Origin of the sequence: Bifidobacterium kimbladii, assembly GCF_032193675.1 — a bacterium.
Lineage (GTDB): Bacteria > Actinomycetota > Actinomycetes > Actinomycetales > Bifidobacteriaceae > Bombiscardovia > Bombiscardovia kimbladii.
On sequence record NZ_JASTZZ010000002.1, the window covers coordinates 47,301 to 69,952 of the forward strand.

General features: G+C 64.6%; 15 protein-coding genes. 1 reads left to right on the top strand and 14 read right to left on the bottom strand.

Annotation, left to right across the window (positions count from 1 at the left end):
• Nucleotides 1-119 precede the first annotated feature (119 nt).
• The 4 genes from QRX41_RS03550 to QRX41_RS03565 form a co-directional block, all read right to left on the bottom strand.
• The gene (locus tag QRX41_RS03550) at nt 120-4,280 is read right to left on the bottom strand and encodes a DNA-directed RNA polymerase subunit beta' (RefSeq protein WP_313838758.1); all 4,161 of its coding nucleotides are present in this window, start codon (nt 4,278-4,280) and stop codon (nt 120-122) included.
• An 88-nt stretch (nt 4,281-4,368) separates the two neighbouring features.
• Nucleotides 4,369-7,935: a DNA-directed RNA polymerase subunit beta gene (gene rpoB / locus QRX41_RS03555; protein ID WP_313838759.1), complete on the bottom strand. Its 3,567-nt coding sequence runs from the start codon at nt 7,933-7,935 to the stop codon at nt 4,369-4,371.
• A gap of 194 nt (nt 7,936-8,129) precedes the next feature.
• A complete protein-coding gene (locus tag QRX41_RS03560; RefSeq protein WP_313838761.1) occupies nt 8,130-8,780 on the bottom strand; it encodes a hypothetical protein in 651 nt (216 codons plus the stop codon).
• A 30-nt stretch (nt 8,781-8,810) separates the two neighbouring features.
• Nucleotides 8,811-9,803, bottom strand: coding sequence for an HhH-GPD family protein (locus tag QRX41_RS03565; RefSeq protein WP_313839038.1), 993 nt, complete (start codon nt 9,801-9,803; stop codon nt 8,811-8,813).
• A gap of 111 nt (nt 9,804-9,914) precedes the next feature.
• On the opposite strand from QRX41_RS03565, the gene QRX41_RS03570 reads away from it, so the two are divergent.
• Nucleotides 9,915-10,568, top strand: coding sequence for a tRNA (cytidine(34)-2'-O)-methyltransferase (locus QRX41_RS03570; RefSeq protein WP_101432005.1), 654 nt, complete (start codon nt 9,915-9,917; stop codon nt 10,566-10,568).
• A 15-nt stretch (nt 10,569-10,583) separates the two neighbouring features.
• Here QRX41_RS03570 and QRX41_RS03575 read toward each other — a convergent pair whose 3' ends face one another.
• The 10 genes from QRX41_RS03575 to QRX41_RS03620 all read right to left on the bottom strand — a co-directional run bounded on the left by QRX41_RS03575 (nt 10,584) and on the right by QRX41_RS03620 (nt 22,629).
• Entirely contained in the window at nt 10,584-11,948 is a 1,365-nt protein-coding gene (locus QRX41_RS03575) for a PFL family protein (protein ID WP_313838762.1), read from the bottom strand.
• 10 nt (nt 11,949-11,958) lie between these two features.
• Nucleotides 11,959-12,231 (bottom strand): ACT domain-containing protein, encoded by a 273-nt coding sequence (locus tag QRX41_RS03580; protein WP_313838764.1) that lies wholly within the window; start codon nt 12,229-12,231, stop codon nt 11,959-11,961.
• A 115-nt stretch (nt 12,232-12,346) separates the two neighbouring features.
• Nucleotides 12,347-13,609 carry a galactokinase gene (galK, locus tag QRX41_RS03585; RefSeq protein ID WP_396176789.1) on the bottom strand — a complete coding sequence of 421 codons (1,263 nt, stop codon included), beginning with the start codon at nt 13,607-13,609 and terminating at the stop codon, nt 12,347-12,349.
• Nucleotides 13,606-14,889 (bottom strand): galactose-1-phosphate uridylyltransferase, encoded by a 1,284-nt coding sequence (galT, locus tag QRX41_RS03590; protein ID WP_313838766.1) that lies wholly within the window; start codon nt 14,887-14,889, stop codon nt 13,606-13,608. Before galT ends, galK begins: the two co-directional genes overlap by 4 nt.
• Before the next feature lie 82 nt (nt 14,890-14,971).
• Complete coding sequence (locus tag QRX41_RS03595) at nt 14,972-15,829, bottom strand: DeoR/GlpR family DNA-binding transcription regulator (RefSeq protein WP_306221788.1); 858 nt, start codon at nt 15,827-15,829, stop codon at nt 14,972-14,974.
• 219 nt (nt 15,830-16,048) lie between these two features.
• A complete protein-coding gene (locus QRX41_RS03600; RefSeq protein ID WP_313838771.1) occupies nt 16,049-16,792 on the bottom strand; it encodes a polyprenol monophosphomannose synthase in 744 nt (247 codons plus the stop codon).
• 8 nt (nt 16,793-16,800) lie between these two features.
• Nucleotides 16,801-18,171 (bottom strand): NADH:flavin oxidoreductase/NADH oxidase, encoded by a 1,371-nt coding sequence (locus QRX41_RS03605; RefSeq protein ID WP_313839041.1) that lies wholly within the window; start codon nt 18,169-18,171, stop codon nt 16,801-16,803.
• Nucleotides 18,172-18,307: 136 nt separating this feature from the next.
• On the bottom strand, nt 18,308-20,569 hold the full coding sequence (locus QRX41_RS03610) for a transglycosylase domain-containing protein (protein WP_313838772.1): 2,262 nt from the start codon (nt 20,567-20,569) through the stop codon (nt 18,308-18,310).
• Nucleotides 20,570-20,610: 41 nt separating this feature from the next.
• Nucleotides 20,611-21,330 carry a Crp/Fnr family transcriptional regulator gene (locus tag QRX41_RS03615; protein WP_024627458.1) on the bottom strand — a complete coding sequence of 240 codons (720 nt, stop codon included), beginning with the start codon at nt 21,328-21,330 and terminating at the stop codon, nt 20,611-20,613.
• 123 nt (nt 21,331-21,453) lie between these two features.
• On the bottom strand, nt 21,454-22,629 hold the full coding sequence (locus QRX41_RS03620; RefSeq protein ID WP_313838773.1) for a lipoate--protein ligase family protein: 1,176 nt from the start codon (nt 22,627-22,629) through the stop codon (nt 21,454-21,456).
• Between the last annotated feature and the right edge of the window lie 23 nt (nt 22,630-22,652).

Here is a 22,652-nt window from a genome sequence, read left to right on the forward strand (position 1 = left end):
GCCCGTGCGATCATAGCGATCGCACGGGCCCTCATCCTTTATCACATATCCGGCAGCCGAATCCGCTAGGCCGGGTCATCCGGCCCAAGCGGATCTGCGGCTATCGGTTGTTCAGACGCTCACTGGTTGGAGTGCTGGTCCTCCGAGGAGGAGAAGGTGGCCGAACCAGGCTGCTGGGACGGCTTCTGATCGGAGTCACTGCCATCGGCGGCATCCGAAGATCGGGCGCCCGCGGCAGCCGTCTGATCGCCGGCCTCAGCTGACGGATCCTGCACGTTGGGGGTGTCCAGATGGCTCTGGCCGCCCTGGTCGTTGAGGAAGTCGTCAGGGTTGAAGTCGTCGCCCAGCTTCAGATCCCCGAAGTCGATGTTGGAGAAGTCCACATCGTTCAGGTCGGCGTCGCTCAGATCCACGTCGCCGCCACCCAGGCCGAAGTTGGGGTAGATGGTGTCGCGGATGGCCTTGTCGGGCTCCACAGTGGCGTTGCGGTACCTGGCCAGGCCGGTGCCGGCAGGGATCAGCTTGCCGATGATCACGTTCTCCTTGAGGCCCTTGAGGTCGTCGACCTTCTGGTTCAGAGCGGCCTCGGTGAGCACGCGGGTCGTCTCCTGGAAGGAGGCGGCCGACAGCCAGGAGTCGGTGGCCAGGGAGGCCTTGGTGATGCCCATGAGCTCGGGGCGTCCAGCAGCCGGCTTGCCTCCGGCCTTGACGGCCTTCATGTTGGCAGCCTTGAACTTGGCCTGGTCAACCAGCTCGCCGGGCAGCAGGTCGGTGTCGCCCGAGTCGATGACCGTGACGCGGCGGAGCATCTGGTGGACGATGACCTCGATGTGCTTGTCGTGGATGTCCACGCCCTGGGAGCGGTAGACCGTATGCACCTCGTTGACGATGTTCACCTGGGCAGCGCGCGGGCCGAGGATGCGCAGGATCTTCTTGGGATCCACGGAGCCCTCGATCAGCTGGGTGCCGGCCTCGACGTGCTGTCCGTCCTTGACCATCATGGGCGCACGGCGGGTGACCGGGTAGGTCAGCGCCTCCACGGAGGTGTCATCGGGGGTCAGGGTCACCTGGCGGCCGCGATCAGTGTCCTCCACCTTGACGGTGCCGGGGAACTCCGCGATGGGAGCCTCGCCCTTGGGGGTACGGGCCTCGAAGAGCTCGGTGACACGGGGAAGACCCTGGGTGATGTCGGAGGCCGAAGCCACGCCGCCGGAGTGGAAGGAACGCAGCGTCAGCTGGGTGCCGGGCTCGCCGATGGACTGGGCGGCCACAATGCCCACAGCCTCGCCCACATCCACCAGCTTGTTGGTGGCCAGGGACCAGCCATAGCACTTGGCGCACACCCCGCGGGTGGACTCGCAGGTCAGGACCGAACGGGCCTTGACCTCCTCCACGCCGTGGGCGACCATGTCGCGAAGGACATCCATGGACAGGGCATCGCCACGCTTGTAGAGCACGGTCTTGCCGTCCTTGGGGTCGATGACGTCGGCGGCCAGGAGCCTGGAGTAGGGTCCGCCGTCGGCGGCCTTGACCAGAACCAGGTTGCCCTGCTCGTCGCGCTCGGCCACCTTCATGGTCAGACCGCGCATGGTGCCGCAGTCCTCCTCGCGCACGATCACGTCCTGGGAGACATCGACCAGACGACGGGTCAGGTAGCCCGACTCGGCGGTGCGCAGTGCGGTGTCGGCCAGACCCTTGCGGGCGCCGTGCTGGGAGATGAAGTACTCCAGCACCGACAGGCCGTCGTGGTAGTTGGACTTGACGGGTCGAGGGATGATCTCGCCCTTGGGGTTGGCCACCAGGCCTCGCATGCCGGCGATCTGGCGGATCTGCATCCAGTTGCCTCGTGCCCCGGACTGGACCATGATATTCACGTTGTTGTCCGGAGTGAAGTGCTTCTGCATGGCATCAGCCACCTTGTCGGTGCACTCGGTCCACAGGTTGATCAGCTCCTGACGGCGCTCCTCGTCGGTCAGCAGACCCATGTCGTACTGGGAGTTGACCTTGGCGGCCTGCCCCTGGTACTCGTTGACGATCTTTTCGCGCTCGGGCGGCACCACGATGTCGGAGAAGGCCATGGTCACGCCGGACCACTGGGCCCGGGTGAAGCCCAGATCCTTCAGGGCATCCAGGGTGGCCGCGACCTGGGCGGTCGAGTACCGGGTGGCGATGTCGTCCACGATGCCGGACAGCTTGCCCTTGGGCACCTGCTCGTTGATGAAGGGGTAGTCCACAGGCAGCGTCCGGTTGAACAGGACCCGCCCGTAGTTGGTGGCGAAGAGCCTGGATCCGTCCTTGAAGACCTCCTCCTTGACCACGTCGGGGCTGCCGGGCTCGGGGTCGATGACCTTGAGGTCGCCGGGCTCCCAATCCTTGGGCATGACGAAGTCGGCGGGGACCCGCAGCAGGATCTTGGCCTGCATGTCGATCTCACCCAGGTCCAGGGCCATCCGGGCCTCGGCCAGGCTGGAGAAGATCCGGCCCTGCCCCTTGGCGCCGTCAACCACAGTGGTCAGGTAGTACAGACCCAGAATCATATCCTGGGAGGGCATGGTGACCGTGTGGCCGTCGGCGGGCTTGAGGATGTTGTCGGAGGCCAGCATGAGCGAACGCGCCTCAGCCTGGGCCTCTGCCGACAGGGGCAGATGGACTGCCATCTGGTCGCCGTCGAAGTCGGCGTTGAAGGCCGCGCAGGCCAGCGGGGGCAGGTGGATGGCCTTGCCCTCGACCAGGATCGGCTCAAAGGCCTGGATGCCCAGACGGTGCAGCGTAGGCGCACGGTTGAGCAGGACGGGATGCTCGGAGATGACCTCCTCCAGCACGCCCCAGACCTCGGGGTCGCCGCGGTCGACCAGCCGCTTGGCGCTCTTCATGTTCTGCGCGTAGTTGAGGTCCACCAGCCGCTTGATGACGAAGGGCTTGAAGAGCTCCAGGGCCATGGGCTTGGGCAGGCCGCACTGGTGCATGCGCAGGGAGGGCCCGACCACGATCACGGAACGGCCCGAGTAGTCCACGCGCTTGCCCAGCAGGTTCTGACGGAAGCGGCCCTGCTTGCCCTTGAGCATGTCTGCCAGGGACTTCAGGGGGCGGTTAGAGGCTCCGGTGACGGGACGGCCACGGCGGCCGTTGTCGAAGAGGGAGTCCACGGCCTCCTGGAGCATGCGCTTCTCGTTGTTGAGCATGATCTCAGGGGCGCCCAGCTCGATCAGGCGCTTGAGCCTGTTGTTGCGGTTGATGACGCGCCGGTAGAGGTCGTTGAGGTCGGAGGTGGCGAAGCGGCCGCCGTCCAGCTGCACCATGGGGCGCAGGTCGGGCGGAATGACCGGGACGACATCCAGGACCATGGCCTCGGGCTTGTTGCCGGTGTTCAGGAAGGCGGAGACCACCTTGAGCCGCTTCAGGGCACGGGCCTTGCGCTGGCCGGAGCCAGTGTCGATCTCGTGGCGGAGCTCCTTGGCGGCACCCTCCAGGTCGAAGTCCTGCAGGCGCTTCTTGATGGCCTCGGCGCCCATGCAGCCCTCGAAGTAGTCGCCGTAGCGGTCCTGCATCTCCCGCCACAGATCCACGTCGCCCTCCATGTCGCCGGGCTTCAGGGTCTTGAAGCGGTCGAAGACGGCGGTGACCCTCTGGATCTGGTCGTCGTAGCGCTTGCGGATGGCGGTCATGTCCCGCTCGGCCCCGTTGCGCAGACGGGCCTTCATAGAGCCCTTGACCTCGTCGGTCTTCTCCAGCTCGGCCAGGTCCTCCTCCAGCTTCTTAGCGCGCTTGTCGATCTCCAGGTCGCGCTTCTTCCCCAGCTGGGTGATCTCGTTGTCGAACTCGTCCTGCAGGTCGGGCAGATCCTTGTGGCGCTTGTCCTCATCCACCTTGGTGACCATGTAGGCCGCGAAGTAGATGACCTTCTCCAGGTCCTTGGGCGCGATGTCCAGCAGGTAGCCCAGCCGGGAGGGCACGCCCTTGAAGAACCAGATGTGGGTGACGGGGGCGGCCAGCTCGATGTGGCCCATACGCTCGCGGCGGACGCGGGATCGGGTGACCTCCACGCCGCAGCGCTCGCAGACGATCCCCTTGAAGCGCACGCGCTTGTACTTGCCGCAGGCGCACTCCCAGTCGCGGGTGGGTCCGAAGATCTGCTCGCCGAACAGGCCGTCCTTCTCGGGCTTCAAGGTACGGTAGTTGATGGTCTCGGGCTTCTTGACCTCGCCATAGCTCCAGCCGCGGATGTCATCGGCCGTGGCCAGTCCGATTCTCAGTTTGTCAAATGCATTGACGTCCAGCACTCTATGTCCTGTCTCTGATCTTGTAACTGCTCTGAAGTTTGCCTTTTAGCGGGATGCCCGCAGTGTGGGCATCCCTGTGACTGGTGGTTCAGCGGTACTCCGGCTCGGGAGCTGACTGGTCGGCCTTGGCGGCGGCGTCCGGGCGGGCGCCGATGTTGAAGCCCAGGTCGTCGGAGGCGGCGTTGGGGTCGTCGTCCTCGTCCTTCATCTCGATCACGTTGCCTTCGGCGTTGAGCACCTCCACGTTCAAGGAGAGCGACTGCATCTCCTTGAGCAGCACCTTGAAGGATTCGGGAATACCGGCCGCCGGCAGGTTCTCCCCGCGCACGATGGCACCATAGGCCCGCACACGGCCGTCCACGTCGTCGGACTTGGTGGTCATCATCTCGTGCAGGGTGTAGGCGGCACCGTAGGCCTCCAGGGCCCAGACCTCCATCTCGCCGAAGCGCTGGCCGCCGAACTGGGCCTTGCCGCCCAAGGGCTGCTGGGTGATCATGGAGTAGGGGCCGGTGGACCGGGCGTGGATCTTGTCGTCCACCAGGTGGTGGAGCTTGAGCATGTACATGTAGCCCACGGAGATCGGCTTGGTGAAGGGTTCGCCGGTGCGGCCGTCGTAGAGCACGGCCTTGCCGTCGTCGCCCACCAGGCGCTCGCCGTCACGGTTGGGCAGGGTGGTCTTGAGCAGGCCGTTCAGGGCATCCTGCCGTACGCCGTCGAAGACCGGTGTGGCCACGGCTGTGCCGGGCTCGGCCTTCTCCGCACCTGCCGGAATGTGCTTCTTCCACTCGGCCTCCAGGTTGGGATCCAGGCTGATGTCCCAGCCGGAGTGGGCGATCCACCCCAGGTGGAGCTCCAGGACCTGGCCCAGGTTCATGCGCGAGGGCACGCCCAAGGGGTTGAGCATGATGTCGATGGGGGTGCCATCGGCCATGAAGGGCATATCCTCCTCGGGCAGGATCCTCGAGATGACGCCCTTGTTGCCGTGGCGGCCGGAGAGCTTGTCGCCCTGGGTGATCTTGCGGTGCTGGGCGATGTAGACCCTGATCATCCGGTTGACGCCGTTGGGCAGCTCGTCGCCGTCCTCCTCGGCATCCTCGCGGGTGACCTCCTTGACCTCGATGACCGTGCCGGTCTCGCCATGGGGCACCCTGAGGCTGGTGTCGCGCACCTCGCGGCTCTTCTCGCCGAAGATGGCCCGCAGGAGCCGCTCCTCGGGGGTCAGCTCGGTCTCGCCCTTGGGGGTGACCTTGCCGACCAGGATGTCTCCGGCCTCGACCTCGGCACCGATGCGGATGATGCCGCGCTCGTCCAGGTTGGCCACTGCGTCCTCGCCCACATTGGGCAGGTCGCGGGTGATCTCCTCGGCGCCCAGCTTGGTCTCGCGGGCGTCGGTCTCGTACTCCTCGATGTGGATGGAGCTCAGGGTGTCGTCCTGGACCAGACGCTGGGAGATGATGACGGCGTCCTCGTAGTTGTAGCCGTTCCAGGGCATGAAGGCCACCAGGAGGTTCTTGCCCAGGGCCATCTCGCCCTTCTGGGTGGCGGGGCCATCGGCCAGGACCGTGCCGGCCTCGACCCGCTCCCCATCCTTGATCAGGGGAACCTGGTTGTAGCAGGTGGTCTGGTTGGACCGCTGGAACTTGGCCAGCTTGTAGGAGGACTGGGTGCCGTCGTCATTCATGACGCGGATCATGTCGGCGGAGACGTAGGTGACCACGCCCGGCTTCTCTGCCAGGATGACGTCACCGGAATCGATGGCGGACCGCCACTCGGAGCCGGTGCCCACCAGGGGACGCTCGGACTTGACCAGGGGGACGGCCTGACGCTGCATGTTGGTGCCCATCAGCGCTCGGTGGCCCTCGTCGTGCTCCAGGAAGGGGATCAGGGAGGCGCCCACCGAAACCATCTGCCGGGGGGAGACATCCATCAGGTCCACCTGGGAGACGGGCACATCCTTGGCCTCGGCCTCGGCGTCACGCACCAGGGCCTCGTCCTCGACGAAGTGTCCGGTCTCGTCGATCTCCTGGTTGGCCTGGGCGATGGTGTGCTCGGACTCCTGGTCGGCGGTCATGTAGACCACGTCGTCGGTCACCTGGCCATCGATGACCTTGCGGTAGGGGGTCTCGATGAAGCCGAAGGGGTTGACCCGGGCGAAGGTGGCCAGGGAGCCGATCAGACCGATGTTGGGGCCTTCAGGGGACTCGATGGGGCACATGCGTCCGTAATGGGAGGGGTGCACATCGCGCACCTCCATGGAGGCGCGGTCGCGGGACAGGCCGCCGGGGCCCAGGGCCGAGAGACGACGCTTGTTGGTCACGCCGGCCAGCGGGTTGTTCTGATCCATGAACTGGCTCAGCTGGGAGGTTCCGAAGAACTCCTTGATGGTCGCGTTGACCGGGCGGATGTTGATCAGGGACTGCGGGGTGATGGCCTCCGCGTCCTGGGTGGTCATCCTCTCGCGGACCACGCGCTCCATACGGCTCAGGCCGGTGCGCAGCTGGTTCTGGATCAGCTCGCCCACCTGGCGGATGCGGCGGTTGCCGAAGTGGTCGATGTCGTCCACATCCACCCGCAGCTCGATGTCATGGCCGTCGCGGCGGCCAGGGAAGGTCTGCCCGCCGGCATGCAGGGTCACCAGGTACTTCAGGGTGGCGATGATGTCCTCGGGGTGGAGGCTGCGGTCGTTGAAGTCGGCCTCAAGACCGAGCTTGCGGTTGATCTTGTAGCGGCCGACCCGGGCCAGGTCGTAGCGCTTGGTGTTGAAGTAGAAGGAGTCCAGCAGGTTGCGGCCGGCTTCGGGCGAGGCGGTGTCCGCGGGCCGGATCTTGCGGTAGAGGTCGGTCAGGGCCTCGTCCTGGGTCTCGATGGTCTCCTTCTCCAGGGCGTCCAGCACCAGCGGGTAGCCCTTGAAGGCCTTGCGGATCTGCGGCTTGGTCATGCCGATGGCCATGAGGAAGACGATGGCGGACTGCTTGCGCTTGCGGTCCACGCGCACGCCCAGCACATCGCGCTTGTCGATCTCGAACTCCAGCCAGGCGCCCCGGCTGGGGATGATCTTGGCTCCGAAGATCTCCTTGTCGGAGTTGCGGTCCTGGGTCCGGTCGAAGTAGACGCCAGGAGAGCGGACCAGCTGGGAGACGATGACGCGCTCCGAGCCGCCGATGATGAAGGTGCCGTGGGGGGTCTGCAGCGGGAAGTCGCCCATGAAGACGGTCTGCGACTTGATCTCGCCGGTGTCCCCGTTCTCGAACTCGGCATTCACATACAGAGGAGCCGAGTAGGTGTAGTCCTTCTCCTTGCACTCCTGGACCGTGTGCCTGGGCTCCTCGAAGTAAGGATCCGAGAAGGTCAGGCTCATGGTCTGAGCGAAGTTCTCGATGGGTGAGATCTCTTGGAAGACCTCATCCAGGCCGGAGACGGGGGCCACGGTATGGGTCCCGTTGACCTGGTCCTCCTCGACCCGCTTCTTCCAGCGGTCGTTGCCGACCAGCCAGTCGAAGCTGTCGGTCTGCACACCCAGGAGGTAGGGCACCTCGATGGGTTCGCGGATGGATCCGAAGTTGACACGGTCGGTGGCCTTGTGCAGTTTGATGTCGTGTTCGTCAGCGCGTGCCTGCGTAGTGGTGGTACTTCTTACAGCTTTATTGGCAGCCAAAATGGACGTTCCTTATCGCTCGCCGTACTCGATCATTCCTGTTACCCCAGGGAGATGCCGAATGGCCGCCATATGCCTATTCGCGGGCATCTCCTCGATGATGCATGCCCGCTATATGACACACCTCATGCAAAGACAAAACTATAGCAGACAAGAACCATGGATACAATCGGCGTGTCGTCTTTGGAAAGCTGCTATTGGACCATGACCGGCACGGGCTGGGAAGCCACCCGGGGATTGGCCTTGAGGACCAGCTTGGCCTGGTAGGAGCCGGCATTGACTCGAGGCAGCTGATCATCGGGCAGGCAGCTATCCTGGCTGCTGTCGGCATTCCAGGTGATGGTCTGCACGTCCTTGTCGCCGGTGGCCATGAGCAGGGTGCGCGCCCCAACCGGGCAGGCATCGGAACGCCAGATGGTCTCCTGGCCGCTGGTGATGATCAGCACCCGTCCGCCGTCGGAGCCGTCCACCAGACAGGACCCCGTTCCCTTGTGGCGAATGGTCGCCGTAAAGTCGATGGATCCGCCGACCCCAGTGCTGGGATCGGGCGCGGCCAGCTCCAAGGCCAAGTCCTCCTTGCCGCAGTCAGGAGCTCCTGAGGAACGCTTCTTGCCGGAATCTTTCTTCTGCTTGTCTTTGTCCTTGGATTTGGTCTTTGAACTCTGCTGGACACTGGTTGAGGCTCCCTGGGCCCCATTGCCTCCACGCAGTGCTCGGATGCCGGCCCCCACGCCCCAGACCAGACCAGCGCAGACCAACAGGAAGAGCACCGCCAGCAGGGCGGCCGCAATCCTCCGGCGACGGTACATCCGCCGCTTCTTCTCGCTCATGCGTCGCTTGGCCATACTTCTCCACTCTAATCGCCAGGGCGGCCTTCACTGCGGCAGACTCAGGCTGCCGTCCTGTCCGATCTCCAGAAGGCCGTCCTCGTCCAGGGAGGCGATGCACCGATCAAGTCGGATTTCGTCGTCGCACAGGGGTTTCAGGTCCTTCCTGGAGACGGGCGCGCCCGAAGCCTGCCGCAGTGTCTGGAGGATGGATCCGCGAATCTGCCGGTCGGTGCCTGCGAAGCGCTGCCGGGGCCTGGTCCTGCCTGAACCCAGACCGGGCAGCCCAGCCTTGAGGAAACGGCAGTGACCGGCTAGAGGGCAGATGTCGCAGGCCGGCTTGCGGGCCACGCAAACCGTGGCGCCCAGCTCCATGACGGCCTGGTTCCATCGGGCCGAGGGCGGCTCCCGCCAGGCTGCCGACCGGATCTGCGGGTCAGCCGTCTCCAAGCGGTCGTCACCGTTCACGCGATGATCAGAAGCTTCTGGATCTTCGTCCTCAGGCAGGACCTGCCAGGCCAGCTGGCGCTCTTCTCGGCTGGCAGCGCCCCCTTTGGATTCACGTCCCAGAAAGACCCTGGAGAGCACCCTGCGGATATTGGTATCGATGACGGCGATCCTCTCGCCGTAGGCAAAGCTCATGACAGCGCTGGCCGTATAGTCGCCGATGCCGGGCAGGGCCACCAGCTGGTCGTAATCCCGGGGCAGCCGGTCTGCGTACTGACTGGCCACCTGCCGCGCACACTCCTGCAGGCGCAGGGCTCGGCGCGGGTAGCCCAGACGGCCCCAGGCCGTAATGACCTCGGCCTTGGGGGCGGCGGCCAATGAGGCCGCATCCGGCCAGACTCTCATCCAGGCCGTCCAGTAGGGCACCACCCGGCTCATCTGGGTCTGCTGGCTCATGACCTCTGAAACCAAGACCCCCCAGGGCGTGGTTCGTCCAAAGCGCCAGGGCAGGTCGCGGGCATAACGGCTCCACCAGTCGAACAGCCGCAGACGGATGGGCTCAGTCTCCGCCAAGGCCGTTTCCGTGTTCTCCATGGTCACACCGCCCTTCGCCACTCGATCCTGCCTCATTCAACCGCCGTATTCTGCCCGACGGTGCCGACCGTCACTGCCTGGCCTGTCGTTTGGCGACGGTAGGTTGGCCTCATGAACAGGCAGGAGCAGGAGCGGTCCGGTGACCCGTCGAAAGCCGTCGAAAGCATGTATGAGTATGGATACCGCAAATCGAACTATGGTCCCGACGAGCTGGTCACCGACGCCCACGGCAACCCCATATCGGTAGTGGACGCCATGATGAAGGCCGATCAGGCCAGCCGGGTGAAGACCTCCACGCCCCACCTGTGCTACTACTCGCCGCGGATCCCCGGCAACACCGGCTCGGCCATCCGCCTGTGCGCCGTGACCGGGACCATCCTGCATCTGATAGAGCCCTTGGGCTTCAACCTCAAGGACACCAAGCTGCGCCGGGCCGGTCTGGACTACCATGACATGGCCCACGTGGTCCTGCACCCGGACTTCGACGACCTGGTCCGCTCCATGCCCGACAGCCGGATCATCGCTTTCACCGCCCACGCCGACAAGCTCTACACGGAGGTCAGCTACCGGCCGGACGACATCCTCCTGTTCGGCCCCGAACCGGGCGACATCCCCGACCCCATGGACATCATGGCCGGCCCTCACGTGGCCGAGCAGGTCAGGCTGCCCATGCGGCCCAGCCTGCGCAGCCTGAACCTGACCAACTGCGCCTCCATCGCCATCTACGAGGCCTGGCGGCAGCTGGGATTCCAAGGCGGTCGCTGAACTCCGCGAGCGCACTCAGTTCTTGAAGCTGTGAATGGGCGCCGGGATGTGTCCGCCTCGATTGACAAAGTCGGCGCAGGAACGGGTATTGACGGGCACGACCGGCCCGCCGCCCATGAGCCCGCCGAACTCGGCCCACTCGCCCACCTGCTTGCCGATGACAGGAATGACCCTGACTGCGGTGGTCTTCTGATTGATCATGCCGATAGCCGCCTCGTCGGCGATCAGACCGGAGATGGACTCCGCAGCAGTGTCCCCTGGGATGGGGATCATGTCCAGCCCCACCGAACAGACGCAGGTCATGGCCTCAAGCTTCTCCAGGGTCAGGCTCCCCTCTTGCGCAGCCTGGATCATGGCGGCGTCCTCGGACACGGGGATGAAGGCCCCGGACAGCCCGCCCACCGAGCTGGAAGCCATGATGCCGCCCTTCTTGACCTGATCGTTGAGGATGGCCAGGGCCGCAGTGGTCCCGGGGGCGCCCACCTGCTCCAGGCCCATGGTCTGCAGGACCTCCCCCACTGAGTCTCCGACAGCCGGGGTGGGCGCCAGGGACAGGTCGATGATGCCGAAGGGCACCTCCAGGCGACGGCTGGCCTCCTGGGCCACCAGCTGACCCACCCGGGTGATCTTGAAGGCCGTCCGCTTGATGGTCTCGCAGAGCTGCCCGAAGTCCGCTCCCTTGGCCGATTCCAAGGCGGTCTTGACCACGCCGGGTCCGGAGACCCCCACGTTGATGACGGCCGACCCCTGGCTGACCCCATGGAAACCACCGGCCATGAAGGGGTTGTCGTCCGGAGCATTGCAGAAGACCACCAGCTTGGTGCAGCCAGAGCTGTCCGAGTCGGCGGTGCTCTCAGCAGTGGCCTTGACGACCCGTCCCATGAGGGCGACGGCATCCATATCGATGCCCGTTCTGGTGGAGCCCACGTTGACGCTGGCGCAGACGCGTTCAGTCTGGCTCAGCGCCCTGGGCAGGGACTTGATCAGCAGCCGCTCAGCCGGGGTCATGCCCTTGCCTACCAGGGCCGAGTAGCCGCCGATCAGGTTGACCCCGACCTCCTGGGCCGAGCGGTCCAGGGCCTTGGCCACGGCCACATAGTCCTCCACGCTGTGGCAGGCTCCGGCGGCCACTAGGGAGATGGGGGTGACGGTGATGCGCTTGTTGACGATGGGAATGCCGTACTCACGGGCGATGGCATCGCCTGTGGACACCAGGTCGCCTGCCAGGGAGACGATCCGGCGATGAATGTTCCGGCAGAGCATGTCCACATCATCGCTCACACAATCCAGCAGGCTGATGCCCATGGTGATGGTGCGCACGTCCAGGCGCTCCCGGTCGATCATGTCGTTGGTCTCCAGGACCTCGTCGCGTGTGATCATGGCCGCCTCCTCAGACCCGATGCATCCTGGTGAAGATCTCCTCGCGCTGGCAGCGGATAGAGACCCCGATCTCTTCTCCCAAGGATTCCATCCGATGGCTGAGCGCGTCGAAATCATCCCGGCAGGAGGTGCAGTCCACGATCATCATCATGGTGAAGAAGCCGTCCAATATGGTCTGCGAAATGTCCAGCACATTGACACCCTGCTGGGAGAGGTCTGTGCAGACCCTGCCGATGATGCCGATGGCATCCTTGCCCACCACTGTGATGATCGCCTTGTCCATGGCCGTCCTCCTCATCCACCTCGCCCTTGACCGGCCCCTCTGAAAACCGGGACCCCGCTCCCCCAGCTTAGAGGAGCGCCGGGAGAAGCGGGGTCGCAAAGGTCTGCAGTCCGATTCAGGCTTCGCGCACGGCCGCCGATGAGGGCAGGGCGATCAGGGCTCTGGGAGCCTTGAATCCCTTGGAGGCGAATCGTTCGGCGACGTCGCGGGCAAGATCGGAGCCCTTGCCGGCGTCAGCCAGAGCGATGATGGATCCGCCGAACCCGCCGCCGGTCATCCGGGCCCCGTAGGCCCCGCCCTGGCGTGCTGCGTCAACGGCCTCATCCAACTCCGGGCAGGTGACCTCGTAGTCATCCCTCAGGGAGTCATGGGAGGCGTTGAATAGGCGGCCGGCCAGGACGTAATCGCCCCTGCCGAAGGCCTCGATGAAACGGTCCACCCGTCCTATCTCGCTGACCACGTGGCGTACCCGCCGGCGCATGGTCTCATCCGGCAGCCGCTCCAGGAGGGCAGCCAGGGCGGATGGAGGATCAGCGGCACCATTGACCTGGTCCGCCGCCTGGCGCAGGTTGGCCACTCCCAGCAGTTGCGCAGCCTGCTCACAGGTGGCCCGTCGCTGATCGTATTGGCCGTCGTTGAGCTGGTGCTGGGCCCTGGTGTCGACGACCAGCAGCTCTAGCCCCGCAGCCTCCAGGTCGAAGGGAACCTGGCGCACGTTGCTCATGGCATCCAGTTCTGGCCGGCAGTCCAGCCGCAGGGCGCAGCCGGATCGACAGCGCATGGAGGCGCTCTGATCCATGCCGCCGGTGGAGGCTCCGGCCATATCGTTCTCCGACGCAATGGCAGCCTGGACCAGCCTGACCCGGCCAGCCTCGTCGCCGCCCAGTCCCAGATCGAACAGGTCATCCAGGGCCAGTGCCACGGCACAGGTCATGGCCGCCGAAGAGCTCAACCCGGACCCCACGGGCACGCAGGAGGCCAGGGCCAGGTCGAACCCTCGAACCTGAGGGAAGCCGTCCCGCTGCAGGGCCCATGCCACCCCGACCGGATAGGCTGCCCAGCCTCTCACTCCCCGAGCCTGAAGACCATCCAGATCAGCCTGGACCGGATGCTCGGGATCCATGGTGGAGACCAGGCGAACCCGGCTGTCCGTCCTGGGACTGGCGGCCACATATGTACGGTGAGGCAGGGCGATGGGCAGGCAGAGTCCAGCGTTGTAATCCGTGTGCTCGCCAATCAGGTTGACCCGGCCAGGCGCGCTCCAGACGCCCTGGGGATCCCCGCCATAGACCTTTTGGAAGAGCTCTCGGGCCTTGGAGGCCCCTTGGCCGTCGGCGCCCTGGGTCCAGGCCTGCATGAATTCCGCTGTCGTCGTCATTGATTCTCTCCATTCTCCAGGTCCATGGGCCCCAATTGGCGGAAGCGGTCGGCGATCCGCTCCGGGGTGGTGTCCGACACCCAGGCAGCCATGCCTGACTCGGACCCGGCAAGATACTTGATTTTGTCCACGGCCCGACGGAAGGAGAAGAACTGCAGGTTGAGTCTGTAGTCCTCCCGCCGAGGATCGTGCAGCGGAGCCTGGTGCCAGGCAGCGATGTAGGGCAGATCCATCCCCCTGCCGTCGCCCTTGTCGAAGAAGGCATTGCCCCGCTTGAGCAGGGTCGAATACATGACGGCCAGGTCCCAGCGCTCCTGGTCGTTCAGCTGGTCCAGGCTCAGGATCCCGTCGCGGACGGGTGCCACGTGGACCTCCAGGGGCCAGCGGGCGGCGGCAGGCACATAGGCCACCCAGGTGGCGTTGCGGAAGACCACCCGCCGGCCGGAGTCCAGCTCGGCCTTGAGGATGTCCGCCAGGAGGTTGCCGCCCGTGCGCTCCCGGTAGTCGGCGCACTGCCTCAACTCCTGCTCCAGCCGGGGGGCGATGAAGGGGTAGCAGTAGATCTGTCCGTGGGGGTGAGCCAGGGAGACGCCGATCTCCTGGCCGTGGTTCTCGAAGGGGAAGATCTGTTCGATGCCCTCCATGGCCGAGATCTCAGCAGTCCGGAAGGCCCAGGCCTCCACCACCGTCCGCAGACGGGAGACCGGCAGATCGGCGGGGAGCGCGTGTTCGTCAGGGTCGAAGCAGACCACCTCGCAGCGCCCGTTGGCCTCGCGCACCGGCCAGAGGGGGTTGCCGTCCACCAGGGAGGGCTGGTCGGCCGCCTGGGTATTGGGCACCTGCATCATGGAGGGGAAGCGGTTCTCGAAGACCGCCACGTTGTAGTCCACATCGGGGATCTCCCCGTCCTGGTAGGGGTCCCCGGGCTTTCTGGCTGCCAGGGGGTTGCCCTTGGCGGTGGCCTGCGGTCCGGCGGTGATGGGCCGGTTCATCCGGGCCGTGGCCATGGGAATCCAGTCGCCGGTCAGAGGGTCCCGGCGCATCTGCGGCGGCTGGAAGGGCACCGTCCTGCCCTCCTGATCCTGATGGGGGGCGAACCGGTCGGTCAGTGGACGGGGATCGTCCAGACGCCTGGTCCTGCGGCCGGAGACGTACTCGGGATCGTCGTCCAGGTAGAAGAACCGTCGCCCGTCGGCCAGCCTGGTGGGGGTGATGCGGATATGCCCCCTGGCGTAGTCGCCGGGAACATACCGTTGGGGGACATACTGCTCTGACTTCATGCTGCTCCTTCATCGTCCGTGATGATTGACAATCCATGGCAACCAGCTATGGCAACCCGCACACCCCTGTGCGACCTACCGCTCATTGAACCTGGTCCCCAGACCCGTCGGAGGCTCCGTCCTGAGACTGGCCTTCCTCGGGGTTGACCGGCACCAGCACCAGCCGTTTGACCAGTGACCGGGTGGCTTCGGCCGACTCCTGGTCCAGCTGGTCGTCGGTGATGACGGTGTCCACCTGGTCGAAGGAGGCGAACAGGGACAGGGAGGTGCAGCTCCACTTGGTGTGATCGGTCAGGATGATGGTCCGGTCGGCGATGTCCATGAGCGCCATATCGGTGGCCGCCTCCAGGGAGTTGGGCATCAGGAAGCCGCGGGGTATGGAGACCGAGTGGGTCCCCAGAAAGACCGTGTTGACCCGCAGGGAGGCGATGACCTTATCCGCGATGGGGCCTACCAGGGAGTTGGATCGGGTGATGACGCCGCCGGTGACGATGACCTCGACGTCCTTGCTCTCCATGGCCTGCACCAGTTCGGCCACGGGGATGGAATTGGTCAGCAGGGTCACGCCGGCACACTGACGGCTCTCCAGGAGGTGCTGGGCGAAGACATAGGCCGTGGTTCCGCCGCCGATGGCGATGACGTCACCCGGGGAGACATAGTCGATGGCGTGACGGGCGATGGTGTCCTTGAGGCCCATGTCCATCTGCGACTTGACCGAGAAGAGCGGCTCAGCCAGAAGCGAGCTGGTGGTGACGGCCCCTCCGTGGACCCTCTTGAGCAGGCCCTTGTCTGCAAGATCGGCAATGTCCCGACGGATGGTCATGGCGGAAACGCCCAGCTCCTTGGAGAGGGCGGTGATACGGACTGCGCCACGAGTACGCAACCGGTTCAATATCAGGTGTTGGCGTTGTGACGATATCATTCGAACATTATCGCACACATTCGCCCAAATTGGCAAGCCGACCATTGGACTGCGGTCGCCGTCCAAAAGCAGGGGCAAAAAATCGACATTTCTTCGATGCCTGGACCATTCTTCCATATGCCAGAGGCCTGCCGCGGCTATTGCAGAAATCTGTCAACCAAGGCGAAATCCGTCTTCAAGACGCCAACAAGGGTCTGCAGGGTCGCTTAAGAAAGCGAACACGACTGTGATTCAATGTCAGTTTCGATGGGTCAACCGTTCAAGTCCCCACAGGGTCACCTGAACCATGGCCTCCAGAACGATCCCGGCATCCATCTTCGAACTGCCACGGACCCGCTCCACGAAGACAATAGGTACTTCTACGACGCTCAGGCCCATGGCCTGGACTCGACGCAGCATATCCACCTGAAAGACGTAGCCGCTGGAGCGAACCCTTCCCAGATCGATCCGCCTCAGCACGTCCGCTCGATAGACCCGCAGGCCGGCGGTCATGTCCCGCACGGAGGACCCCAGGGCGGTGCGAGCATAACAGGATCCCACACGCGAGATCAGGTCCCGATACCAGGGCCAATGTTGAGTGCGGCCTCCGCGCACCCGGCGCGAGCCGATGACCAGACCCGGATGCGCCTTACCTCGGGCCACCGCCAGCATCCTGGCCAGATCCTGGGGCCGATGGGAGCCATCCATGTCCATCTCGCAGATCAGGTCATAGCCATGCCCCAAAGACCAGCGGAAACCCTGCACGTAGGCTGGGCCCAACCCGCGGCGGTCATGCCGATGGATGACGTGCACGCGAGGGTTGCGCTTGGCCATATCCTCGGCCTTGGCGCCGGTGCCGTCCGGCGAGTTGTCGTCGACGACCAGGACATCGACCTCGGGACAGCAGGCCAAGAGCTGCGGAAGGATCACCCCGATATTGTCGGCCTCCTGATAGGTGGGCATGACCACAATGGTCCCTGCTCCGCCACGAACAGCGTCCATGGCCGCTCTCAGCGTGCGATGCCGTAGGCCCCGCGCCGGTAAGGCTCAGGGTAGGGGGCCTGCTGAGCGGACAGCCCCAGTTTGTAGGCGGCCCTGAGCGGCCAGTAGGGGTCGCGCAGGCTGGCTCGACCGATCTCGACCGCATCGGCCAGACCCTTGCGTACGATCCGGTCAGCCTGCCTGGGCTTGGTGATCAGCCCCACCGCTGTGGTGGGAATCAGCACCTGGCTGCGCACCTGGTAGGAGAAGGGCACCTGGTAGTTGGGAGCAGCCGGGATCTTCACGCCTGGCACCAGCCCCCCGGTGGAAACGTCAATCAGGTCCACCCCGTGCAGCTTGAGCACCTTGGCAGTGCGGATGGTCTCGTCCAGACCCCAACCCCCAGTGGCCCAGTCGGTGGCGGACATGCGCACCAACAGGGGCATGCCCGAGGGAATGACCTCGCGCACGGCATCGGTCACCTGGATCAGCAGGCGCATTCTGCCGGACAGGTCACCCCCGTACTCGTCGCTGCGGCGGTTGATCAGGGGATCCAGGAATTGGGAGAGCAGGTAGCCATGGGCGGCATGCAGCTCCACGCCCAGGAAGCCGGCTTGAACGGCTCGCACGGCAGCGGAACGGAAGTCGGCCACAATGGAGGCTATCTGCGCCCGTGAGAGCTGGACCGGAACCGCCATCCTCCCGAAGGCGATGGGGCTGGGGCCCACGGGTTGCCAGCCTCCTTCGGCCACGGGCACGGTGGCGTTGATATAGCCCATGGAGGAGCACCCGGAGGAGCCCTTGCGCCCCGAATGGTTGAGCTGGACGATGGGGACGGCTCCAGCGGCCTTGACATCCCGGACGATGCCCTGCCAGGCCCTGGTCTGCTCGTCATCCCACAGCCCCACGTCGCAGGGAGAGATCCGCCCCTGGGGATTTACGGCCGTGGCCTCCCCGATGACGACTCCGAAGCCGCCCAGGGCCCTGGACACATAGTGCTGATAGTGGAAGTTGGTAGGAACCCCGTCATGCCGCAGGGACGAATAAGTGTCCATGGGCGGCATCCAGATCCTATTGCGGATGTGCTGGTCGCGCAGTTCCATGGGCTGGAAGAGTGCAGGCAGGGCCTTCTCCCGTCTTCTTCCCGATTTTGGATTCCTGGCCTTTTTGACTCTTTTCGCCTTCTTGGCCTTCTTGTCCTTTTTGGACGATTTGATCCCCTTGGCAGCCTTGCCAGTCTTCTTCTTGCCGTCGGCGGCATCCGGCTCAAAGGACCAGATCGGTTTGGACACATCCAACCTGCCAGAGCCGCTCACCGGCCCCGGCATGGCCTGATCCTCGTTAACCCGGCCGTCGGCCCGAGGGGCCTTGTCATCCAGCTCTGAATATTCCTGGACCATCTGTTCCTGCCTCTCCCGGCGGACGGCCGTACCCCTCGTGGTCCCGCCCGTCGACGAATCCCTGATGGTCTCCATTGTAGGCACAGCCTCGCTCGGATCCCAGCCGGGACCCGACAAGCAGTCATCCAGCCAGGTACTAGTCGGCCGCGGGCACTGTTTGAGCCTCTTCCGAGGTCAACTCCCCGATCTCCGGCTCCTGCGCTTCTACGCCACGGGTCATCTGACGCTGCTGCATCGGAGCCGGCTGCTGAGGCTGGACCCCGCCAGTGAAGCGTGCATCGGGATTGCCGTAGGAGTTGTCCGGTTGAATGTTGGCAGCGGCCAGGTAGGTGTTCATGAACTCCTTCCATGCCGGGGTGGCGATGTACATGCCGTACCAGGTCCCCATGGACCGTCCGTTGATGACCTTGCCATTGAAGGAGACCTGGCCCTCGGCATTGCCCACAGTGACGAAGGACGCCACCTGGGGCACGAATCCGCCGGTCAGCATGTACTTGTCCTCATGGGTGCCCGTCTTGGCGAAGGTCTTGCGGCCCCCGTCCAGCTGGGTCACGGCCGCCTCGCCTCCGGGCTGGACCACGCCCTGGTTGAGGGCATAGGCGGTGGTCTCGGCGATGCCCGGGTCGATGGCCTGATGGCAGTTGGCCTTGGGCACCTTGATGGACCGTTTGTTCTTATCGATCACCTTGGTCATGGCTATAGGGCTGCAGGCCACGCCCTTGGCCGCAATGGTGGCGTAGACGTTGGCCATGGTCAGCGGGGAGGCCTGGACCGATCCGATGGTCATAGGCGGCTGGAAGCTGTTGTCTGAGTGGATGTCCATCTGGTCCTTGGGCGAATTGTGGTAGCCCATGTCCTTGGCTGTATCCGCTATCGTGCACAGGCCGATCTGCTGGGCCATGGAGGCCTGGGTGGTGTTGTGCGAGCGGATCAGGCCCTGCAGGGGGCTCTCCGGCGAAGTGGTGCCGCCGCCCGAGTTCTCAACATGCCAGCTGCCAGTGCCGAATCCATAGGGGGTACCGTCAGCCGTCTTGCAGGCGAAGGCGGCCTGCGGATAGCTGGTCGAGGTGCGCAGGGGCTGATTGATGGACTTGCCGGCCTTCATCCAGGCCACCAGATTGATGGGTTTCCAGGTGGAGCCCACGGGGAAGCCCCAGCCGCCGCCGTCCTGCTGGTCCACTGCATAGTTGATGGCCGTGCGGGTGCCGCCGCCGGAGTTCTGGGTGGCGTCGTAAATGCGGTTGATGCCGAAGCCCAAGACCTCGCCGGTGCCAGGGCGAATGGCCGCCATGGTGACTTCGAAGCCGGACGGATCATCCACGGGGATGGTGTCCCGGGCCGCCTTCATGGCTGCGGCGTTGGCGTTGACGTCCATGGTGGTGTAGATGTCCAGGCCGCCCTCCTTGAGGAGTTTGTTGCGATCCTCTTGGCTCTTGCCGAACTCCTTGGAGTTGAGGATCTGCTTGGTCACGTAGTCACAGAAGAAGGCCGCGTCCCCGGCCGCCTGGCAGCCGGCGTCCGCAGACTGCACATGCAGCATCTGATCCAGCGGCTTGGCCTTGTTCTCCTCATACTGGCGCTGGCTGATGTAGTTCTCCTGCCTCATCAGATCCAGGACGATGTTCCGCTGCTCCTGAGCGGCCTTGATATTGACGGTGGGATCGAAACGTGCGGGATTCTTGGTCACGGCGGCGATGGTGGCCGACTCGCCCGGATCCAGATCCTTGGCCGACTTGCTGAAGTAGCGCCTGGCTGCCGACTCAACCCCGTAGACGTTGGTGCCGAACTGGGCGATGTTCAAGTACCCTTGAAGAATCTCGGCCTTAGAGTACTTCTTCTCCATCTGCACCGCGATCAGCATCTCCCGCATCTTGCGGGCTATGGTCTCCTCCTGGGCGTGGTACTCGGCGATGGGGTCGTTGTTTTCCTCGGCCTGGTTCATGAGCACGTTCTTGACGTACTGCTGGGTCAGGGAGGAACCGCCCTGGGTGTCGCCCTGCTTGATGTAGGTCTGGATGAAGGCCCTGAGCACGCCCTGGGTATCCACGCCTGCATGCTCGAAGAAACGACGGTCCTCACGGGCCACCACGGCCTTCTGCATGTAGTCGGAGACGTTCTTGATGGGCACCACGATCCGGTTTTGCGCATAGAAGGTGGCGATGACGGTATGCCCGTCGGAGGCGTAGAGGCGGGACTGCTGGGGCAGATCGTTGACGTTGAAGTCGATGTTCTCCGTCTTCAGGGCGGGCATCAGATTCCTGGAGACGGCGTTGATGCCGAAGACTGCGGGGAACAGGAAACCAGAGACGACCACGCCACCTGCGACGCAGAAGATGAGGTAAGCCAGCAGCAGCGTGAAGAAGCGCCTGACCGACATGGATTTCTTTTGTTCGGGCATGGTCTCCATCCTAGGCCGTTGGCTCTACCTGGCAGCGGCGTTCACATGCGTGAGCGTCGAATCAAAGGTCCGGGCTGGAAAATGATGATGGTGCGGCCCTTGCGAGAGATCCATCCCCGGTTGGAGAAGTCCATCAGGGCCTTGTTGACGGTCTCCCGTGAGGCTCCGACCAGCTGGGCCAGCTCCTCCTGGGTCAGATCGTAGGGGACCATCAGCCCCTGCTCGAAGGGCTCGCCGAAGCGTGTGGCCAGATCCAGCAGGGTCTTGGCCAGACGGGCCGGCACGTCCAGGAAGACCAGGTCGGAGATGCGCTCGTTGTCGGTCCGCAGGCGGTGGGCCAGCACCTGAAGCATGTCCACAGCCACCTTGGGATGCTGGTTGAGCCAATCGAAGAGGGCATCGTGATCCAGGGCAGCCACCTTGGTCTTGTTGACCATGACCACAGCCGAGGCGGTGCGCGGCCCGCCGGAGGGGTCAAAGACGGGAATCTCGCCCAGGATCTCCCCGCGCCCATGGATGCTGAGCAGCTGGATGCGGCGGTCGGGCGACTGGCGGACCAGCTTGACCCTGCCCTCCTCCAGCAGATACATCCGATGGTCGGTGTCCCCCTGTCGGAAGACCGTGGACCCCTTGGCATAAGTGGACTCGTGCATGGTGTCCAAAAGCTGGTCGGCGTCCTGCCTGGGCACCTGTTTGAATAGGGCGGTCTGCCTGAGGGCGTTCCCGTCATCGGGAATCTCGTTGGGCTTGTGAACCGCCATACTCTGCACTCCTTTTCGCCATGTCTGGCGGGTCTGCACCGACTCACGCATGGTTGATGACCTCGCGCCGGGTTCGACGCGACTGAGCACGATTATACCCATACACATCAACCCCCTTGCCGGTCAGGCGATCTGGGCGGTCCACTCCCCACGGCCGTAGCGCTGCTGGGCCAGAGTGCGGGCCCGTTGCTCGACCTCGGGCGCAGGACTCGATATGCGTAGATCCGACACCAGGGAGGGCAGGGTTTCCAGAAGGGCATCGATCAGGGATCGGCGGGACAGCCTGGTCTGCCTGTCGATGGGATCCACCCGGCTTCTGACCGAGGTCACGGCCTTGTCGTGGAATTTCGCCGGATCCACCTTGAGCACCTGGGCCATCAGATCGGCATCCACTGAATAGGAAAGGGTGGTGTGGTGGAGCAGTCCGCCCGGTCCGCGGGAGCCTGCTGGCAGCCTGCGCTGGGCGGCGCCCCCCATCTTGCCCCGCGGGGAGGCGATGTCATTCATGCCCTGCCATCCGGCCTGAATCCCCTGCATGCGCAGACCGCGAACCAGCCAGTAGTCGCAGATCCGGTAGGAGTCGATCAGATCGGTCCCCTTGACGAAGTCCAGGGGCAGATAGAGCGAATAGGTGATGGCCCGGTCGGGCTGAATGACCATGGTGCCACCGCCGGTGCATCGGCGAACCAGGGTGAAGCCCAGACTGCGCGCCCGCTCCGCGTGGACCTCCTGGCTCAGGGACTGGAAGCGCCCCAGGATCACCGCCGGCGCCGACCAATCCCAAATGCGCAGGGTGGGCAGCAGCTGGCCCTGGGCTACGGCATCATTGAGAGCCTGATCCATGGCCATCTGCATGACCGGCTCCCGTGGGCGGTCCCTGATCAGATTCAGCCTCAGGCCAGACCAACGGCGGCGGCATTCGACCTCGTCCGGCTGCGGCTGTTGAAAAGACGCCTGGTCGTGCTCTTCGTGCCTGTGGATGACCAGCCCAGCCGGCAGGGCGCGCTCCAGTGCGGTCACCAGGGTCCATGGGGACACGCCGACTACCCGTTGACCATCCCCCTCTGCCATGACCTTGTCCAGCCTCTTCAGAGCCAGACCAGGATCCAAGGGCAGCGGGATGCCGCAAATTGCGGATTCCAGCCGGGATACCGGACTGCGATCCTCCTCGTATTCACGGGAGGCTGCCGGGGCCGGCTCCGTAAAGAAGTCGCCGTCAATCCTGCAGGAAGCAATGACTGGACGGGAGTCTGGCCCCTGGCCCAAGGTCAGGGTTACGGCCGCAAGCTTACCGCCCATCTGCTTGCCGACGCCGCGCAGAA